Here is a 6,361-nt window from a genome sequence, read left to right as displayed (position 1 = left end):
TTGTAAGTTCGATTTTTACTTTTGTGCCTTCTACACTTATTAACTTTGCCGACATTTTCTTTCTTGATCTCCTTCGTTATTCTTTCATTGTTCTACAATCTTCGTATTATGTCAAGGTCGCACCCTTCTCTAAAACAAACCAATCAATTTGTTGATCCAATGTCCGCCAAACAATGTATTCCTTTACCCCATTACGTTCATAGGCGCGTTTTTTAGCGTGCAAATCATAGGAAACAGTACTCGCGGCAATTTCGACAATTAATTCAGGTGAGCCTGTAATATAGCCATCCTCATCAACTTGAGCATTACCACCTAGCCGAAATAAGACTGCATCTGGTTGCGGTTCGTTATCAGCATCCAGTCGGACTGTTGGCTCAATGCCAACTTTTAAACCACTTGCCATAGCTTGATATGCAATTAGCCATCCAATGATGCGACCGTGAGGTTCGGCATGGGGTGTAAAACGCAAGGGAGATGCCGCGTATACAAGTCCTTCGATGAGTTCCGCTTTTTTGATATTTGAGGCTGTATAACGCCGCTCAAATTCAAAGCGATTCAGGCGATCGCCGTTTTCCAGAATTGTTAATGTTGGCAGGGAATTGGCTATAACCATAGCGATTACAGATCTTGTAGGCGTAATCTTACTGAATCACCGTGTGAGGGTAAGCCTTCGGCTTCGGTTAATAAAGCGATCGCTCCTGACACTTCTTTTAGGGCTTCGGGGCTGTACTGAATCAAACTGGAATGTTTGAGGAAAGTTTCGACACCTAGCGCCGAGGAATAACGCGCTCCGCCACAGGTAGGTAAAGTATGATTTGGTCCCGCTAAATAATCCCCAACGGCTTCAGGCGTAGAATGTCCGATAAAAATAGCCCCCGCATGACGGATTTGATCGACTAACTGCCAAGGTTCTTCGACTTCAAGTTCTAGATGTTCGGGTGCAAATTGATTTGAGAGTTCGGCGGCAGTTTTCAGAGTATCGACAACGACGATTAAGCCATAATGGGCGATCGCTTTCTCGGTCATTAAGCGGCGTGGATGAGTTTCCAGCATCCGATTGACTTCTTCACAGACACGATTAGCAAGGCGCGAATCATTGGTGAGCAGGATCGATGCGGCCATCTGGTCATGCTCGGCTTGGGCAAGCATATCAGCAGCAACATAGGTGGGATTTGCACTCGCATCGGCAATGATTAAAACTTCTGATGGTCCCGCGATCGAGTCAATACCAACTCGCCCAAACACTTGTTTCTTCGCAAGGGTGACATAGATGTTGCCTGGCCCTGTGATTACATCAACCTTGGGAATAGTTTCTGTTCCATAGGCTAAGGCAGCGATCGCCTGCGCTCCACCCACACGATAAATTTCTTCTACACCTGCTACTTGAGCAGCTACTAAAATTGCAGGATTGATCGTGCGTTCTTGCCCAGGAGGCGTAACCATCACAATCTTCTTTACCCCTGCGACTCTTGCGGGGACAGCATTCATCAAAACAGTACTTGGATAGGCGGCTTTCCCCCCAGGGATATAAATACCAGCCGAGTCAACAGGCGTGTAGCGTTTGCCCAACACGACATCTTTATCGCCAAAATGTACCCAGCTTTTCGGCACACGCATTTTATGAAATTCTTCGATACGCTGATGCGCTAATTCGATCGCTTTGAGCAGCCCACCTTTGACTTGCTGATAAGCAGCATCAAGTTCCGATCCACTGACGCGCAGTTCCGCCGATGTAAAGTCCTGACCATCAAACTCAGAGGTATAGTGCAAGAGGGCTGTATCACCTTTGCGTTTGACAGTTTGAATGATCTCGGTGACAGTGGCTTCCTTGTGGATCATCTGATCATCATAGATGCGATCGCAAATCCGCTTGATTTCGGATTCTGCTTCAGTTCTCTGGGTGACAATTCGTAGCATAGATTGTGACGTAAGAAGCGATGATTAATCCTAGCTTAACCTGTATTCCCATAAGTTGTGTGACCGAACATTGAAAAACCAGAAAGTGAGTAGCGGCGCTTCGCGCCGCTACTCACTTTCTGGTTCGGCGACAGCTATAAATGAAAATCTTGCAATAGCAAGCATTTAAAGTAAGTAATGTACCTGAACTAAAATCTAAACAAAAAACTATGCAATCGTCTGATTACTTACGCCCAATACTACGCCCAATTCATGGGGGAAATCGTCAATGGGCGGCGAGTATGGCTGGTATATCACCAGAGCAAATCTTAGATTTTTCGGCGAGTATTAATCCTCTTGGTGTACCTAAATCAGCGATCGCCGCGATTCAGTCCCATTTAACTGATTTGAGTCATTATCCTGACCCTGAATATACATTGCTCAGAGAAGCTTTAGGCAAGTTTCATCAACTGTCATCAGAGTGGATTTTAGCTGGTAACGGTGTGGCTGAGCTATTAACTTGGGTAGGACGTGATCTTTCACAGTTATCCTCAACTGTTCTGTTTACACCTGCTTTTACAGATTACTTTCGCGCTCTAAAAACCTTTGATTGTGAAGTGGAAAGATATCCATTTCTATTTGGAAATCAAGAAGTAAATTTTAATGCGGAACTGCCAGAAATCACTGATTCTCATGCTAAAGGAATCTTAATCAATAATCCCCATAATCCGACAGGCTACTTATTTACGAGAGAAAGTATTCTGCCTTATCTAGAGAGGTTTGCTTTGGTGGTGATTGATGAGGCTTTTATGGATTTTCTCACACTAGAGCAGCAACAAAGTCTAATCGATTTAGTTCCCTCTCATCCTAATTTAGTGATTTTGCGATCGCTGACTAAGTTCTACAGTTTGCCAGCATTGAGACTTGGCTACGCGATCGCCCATCCCGACCGCTTGCAACGTTGGCAAGCATGGCGCGATCCTTGGTGTGTCAATAGTCTAGCCGTAGCAGCAGGTATTGCCGTATTAGAAGATGTGGAATTTCAGCAACAAACATGGGATTGGTTAAAAGGTGCTAAATCGCAACTATTTACAGGTTTGTCACAAATATCAGGTTTAAATCCCTTACCAAATGCTGCAAATTATCTATTAGTTCAAACAGAAATTGCAGGTTCTCTTTTACAAAAGGAATTACTAGAAAAAGATAAGATTCTCATTCGTGATTGTCTGAGTTTCCCTGAATTAGGCGATCGCTATTTCCGAGTGGCTGTACGTCTAGAACGCGAAAATCAGCGATTGATAAAAGCTTTATCAGAATTGATGTAGGACTTTACAAGATTATACCAATTCACGAAAGTGTTGCCACACTTTTGTGAATTAAAAACCAAACACAGCAAGGATTTTACTGTGCTCTGCGCTCAAACCCAAACCCAGAAAAAAAGCGTTGCGAAGCAACGCTTTTTTTCTGGGTTTGGGTTTGAGCGACAATTGCTGTATGCCTAGTACTTAGAAGATGTTTATACTAACGCAGCCATTGCTTTAGGTGCTAAGGCAGAAATTACCGCTTCAGAGCTAGCCGTCCAGCCAATAATGCCACCTTGAGCGCGAAGCATTTCAATGGTTGATTGCTTAAATTCAGGAAAATAACTAGCAGTTCCGTCCTCGATCAGTAGGCATTCATAACCGCGATCGTTGGCTTCGCGCATGGTTGTCTGTACGCAAACTTCCGTAGTTACACCTGTAAATAGAAGATGGGTAATATTTTCCTTTTGTAAAATCTCTTCTAAATTTGTCCGACAAAAAGCACCTTTTCCAGGCTTAATGATTACAATTTCATTCTCTAAAGGTGTAAGTTCAGGGATAGGGTTATTCCCATCTTCACCAGCAATTAAGATTCTGCCCATTGAGCCTTGATCACCAATTTTGAGATGATCGCCTTGACCACGATTGAGCTTAGAGGGAGGACAATCGGATAGATCAGGTGAGTGCGCCTCAATTGTGTGAATGACTGGAAAATTTAGCGATCGGAATGTTTCTAAAAGTTGTTTGACAGTTGGCACAATGCTTTGCAGTTGGGTAACATCATTCCCAAGCGCTTCACCAAATCCACCATGTTCTAAAAAATCTCGTTGCATATCGATAATCACAAGAGCAACCTTGCTATCAGTTGGTAGCTCGTATTCATAGGGCTGAGCAGCGATCGCAGGCATAGGTTTCTCCTCAATAATTTGAGTACAGGGCTTGCAGCGCGTTGCCTGTACTAATGGATAAATACAAAAACACAAATAAGTTGTTTTGTGAATTACCGATGTTACGTGGAACCCTCACCCCCCAGCCCCCTCTCCCCTTTTGGGAGAGGGGGAGTAAGACTAATTTCTTGTTCCCCTCTCCCCTTTTGGGAGAGGAGCTAGGGGTGAGGGGCTTGGAATCTTCCACGTAATATCAGTGAGTTGGTATAAATTACTCGTGAATAATTACAGGCTTTTCCCAGACAATGAGAACTACACATCCTTCTTCACTAGAGACTTGATGGCTAGTATCAGGAGGATTGATGATTACGGAACCCTTGGTATATTTGCCATTGGCATCGGCTTGCGAACCCGACAATACAAATATATGTTCGTAACCAGAATGGGAATGATGGGGAACCTTGGCTCCAGCTTCATAGCGCAGTAGAGCCGCACTTGCTCCCGTATCACTCTTATATAGAGGATAGATTTCGACTCCTTGGCGAAATGGCTCCCACAATAGATCATCATAGCTAGGACGAGTAAGCAATTCGGGAAAGACCCGAACTTGTTGATTAATGATCATCGTTAATGTCCTGCCATTTTCTGTCCAATCTCAGCGAGATTAGCTTCAGCACTGGTGCTTTCATAAACGAATTGACCATCACTCATCACCAAAATGCGATCGCTTAGTGTCAAAATCTCATCGAGATCTTCACTGACTAGGAGGACAGCAACACCACGATTTCGCGCTTCGACAATTTGATTGTGAATATATTCAACCGCCGCAAAGTCCAAGCCGAAGACAGGATTTGCCACAATCAATAATTTGATCTGCTCAGCAGATAGCTCTCTAGCAAGAACGGTACGCTGCACATTACCACCTGAGAGGTTACCCACAGGCGTTTCAGGCGATGGCGTTTTAATGGAGAAGACCTTGATCAAATTCTTAGCAGTTTCGCGAATTGCTTTGAACAGTAGCAAAACTCCTTTAGCTTGCGGAGGACGATCAAAGGTGCGTAAAGCCAAATTTTCGGCGACGCTCATATGTGGCACACAGGCGTTTCGCAGAGGTTCTTCAGGTAGTGAAAACACTTGATGGCTATACATTTCCTTGCGGGTAGCCGTATAGCGATCGCCATTAACAAAAATCTCACCAGATGTGAGGATGCGCTGACCAGATAGAACTTCTACTAACTCCTTCTGACCGTTGCCTGAGACACCAGCGACACCAACAATTTCGCCACTCTTGATTTTTAAATTGACACCAGAGACAGCTTCTAAACCATTGTCGCGATCGGCATGGAGATTACGCGCATCGAGCACCAGATTATCTGTAGCAACTTCTGTTTTGACAACTTGACGAGCTTCTTTCGCTTCACCTAACATCATCGCAGCCATATCAGAGACTGATAGTTCCTTTGTAGAACCTGTTCCTGCGAATTTGCCTTTACGTAGCACTGTGACATTATCGGCAAAGGCTGTAATCTCGCGAAACTTGTGACTGATCATCAGTACGCTCAATCTACCTGCGGTCACTTCTTCCCGCAATAGCCCTAATACTTCATCAGCTTCTTGGGGCGTTAACACCGATGTGGGTTCATCAAGAATGAGAATGCGACTTTTAAGATAAAGCTGTTTGAGAATTTCTAACTTTTGCTTTTGTCCAGCCGCCAGTTGTGAGATGGGGGTATTGAGATCAATTTTGAAAGGAGCCGAAGCCATAAATGCTTCCAGCTTTTCTAATTCATCTTTCCAATTGATAATCGTTGGTGTGTCAGGTCGCACCAGCAAAAGGTTTTCTGCAACTGTCATTGCAGGCACAACAGTAAAATGCTGATAAACCATGCCAATACCATAGTTATAGGCATCACGAGGACTATGGATATCGCGGGACTGTTTGTTAATTAAAATATCGCCATGACTCGCACTATGGAAGCCCATAATGCACTTGACCAAAGTACTTTTGCCTGCGCCATTTTCACCAAGTAAGGCGTGAAAAGTTCCGGGGGCAAGCTTAAGTGACACGTTGTCAACTGCCACGAAAGAACCAAATCTCTTAGAGATATTTACTAGTTCTAGTTCGGGCGGTAGGTGCGATCGCAAAGCATCAGCAGAGACACTAGATGGAATAGTCAAGGATGGTATCGACTCTTTCATAGATTCTTCTTCGACCAGATTAGCAGCAAGATCGCTTTCAAGATCGTCAGGCATCGGTTTTTCCATAGCGACGTATAC

Annotated in this window: 5 protein-coding genes and 1 pseudogene; 1 reads left to right on the top strand and 5 read right to left on the bottom strand. The window is 44.2% G+C overall.

Going from position 1 to position 6,361, the window contains the following annotated elements; translation table 11 throughout:
- Positions 1 to 121: 121 nt before the first annotated feature.
- Both VB775_RS24095 and hisD read right to left on the bottom strand, forming a co-directional pair.
- Positions 122 to 613: pseudogene (locus tag VB775_RS24095) on the bottom strand (Uma2 family endonuclease); the annotation flags it as partial.
- Between the two features lie 5 nt (positions 614 to 618).
- Positions 619 to 1,917 (bottom strand): histidinol dehydrogenase, encoded by a 1,299-nt coding sequence (gene hisD / locus VB775_RS24090; protein ID WP_281009303.1) that lies wholly within the window; start codon positions 1,915 to 1,917, stop codon positions 619 to 621.
- Between the two features lie 209 nt (positions 1,918 to 2,126).
- Between hisD and cobD the strand changes: the two genes are divergently transcribed.
- Positions 2,127 to 3,221, top strand: a complete 1,095-nt coding sequence (cobD, locus tag VB775_RS24085; protein ID WP_281009302.1) for a threonine-phosphate decarboxylase CobD — start codon at positions 2,127 to 2,129, stop codon at positions 3,219 to 3,221.
- Between the two features lie 191 nt (positions 3,222 to 3,412).
- On the opposite strand, the gene VB775_RS24080 is transcribed toward cobD, so the two are convergent.
- The 3 genes from VB775_RS24080 to VB775_RS24070 form a co-directional block, all read right to left on the bottom strand.
- On the bottom strand, positions 3,413 to 4,105 hold the full coding sequence (locus tag VB775_RS24080) for a cysteine hydrolase family protein (RefSeq protein WP_281009301.1): 693 nt from the start codon (positions 4,103 to 4,105) through the stop codon (positions 3,413 to 3,415).
- 250 nt (positions 4,106 to 4,355) lie between these two features.
- Positions 4,356 to 4,709, bottom strand: a complete 354-nt coding sequence (locus VB775_RS24075) for a cupin domain-containing protein (protein WP_281009300.1) — start codon at positions 4,707 to 4,709, stop codon at positions 4,356 to 4,358.
- 2 nt (positions 4,710 to 4,711) lie between these two features.
- Positions 4,712 to 6,337, bottom strand: coding sequence for an ABC transporter ATP-binding protein (locus VB775_RS24070; protein ID WP_323216989.1), 1,626 nt, complete (start codon positions 6,335 to 6,337; stop codon positions 4,712 to 4,714).
- Between the last annotated feature and the right edge of the window lie 24 nt (positions 6,338 to 6,361).

This window comes from Pseudanabaena sp. CCNP1317, assembly GCF_034931345.1.
In the GTDB taxonomy this organism is placed as follows: Bacteria; Cyanobacteriota; Cyanobacteriia; order Pseudanabaenales; family Pseudanabaenaceae; genus Pseudanabaena; species Pseudanabaena galeata.
The sequence above is the reverse complement of the archived record's forward strand: the minus strand, read 5'-3'. Positions and strand labels throughout refer to the sequence as shown.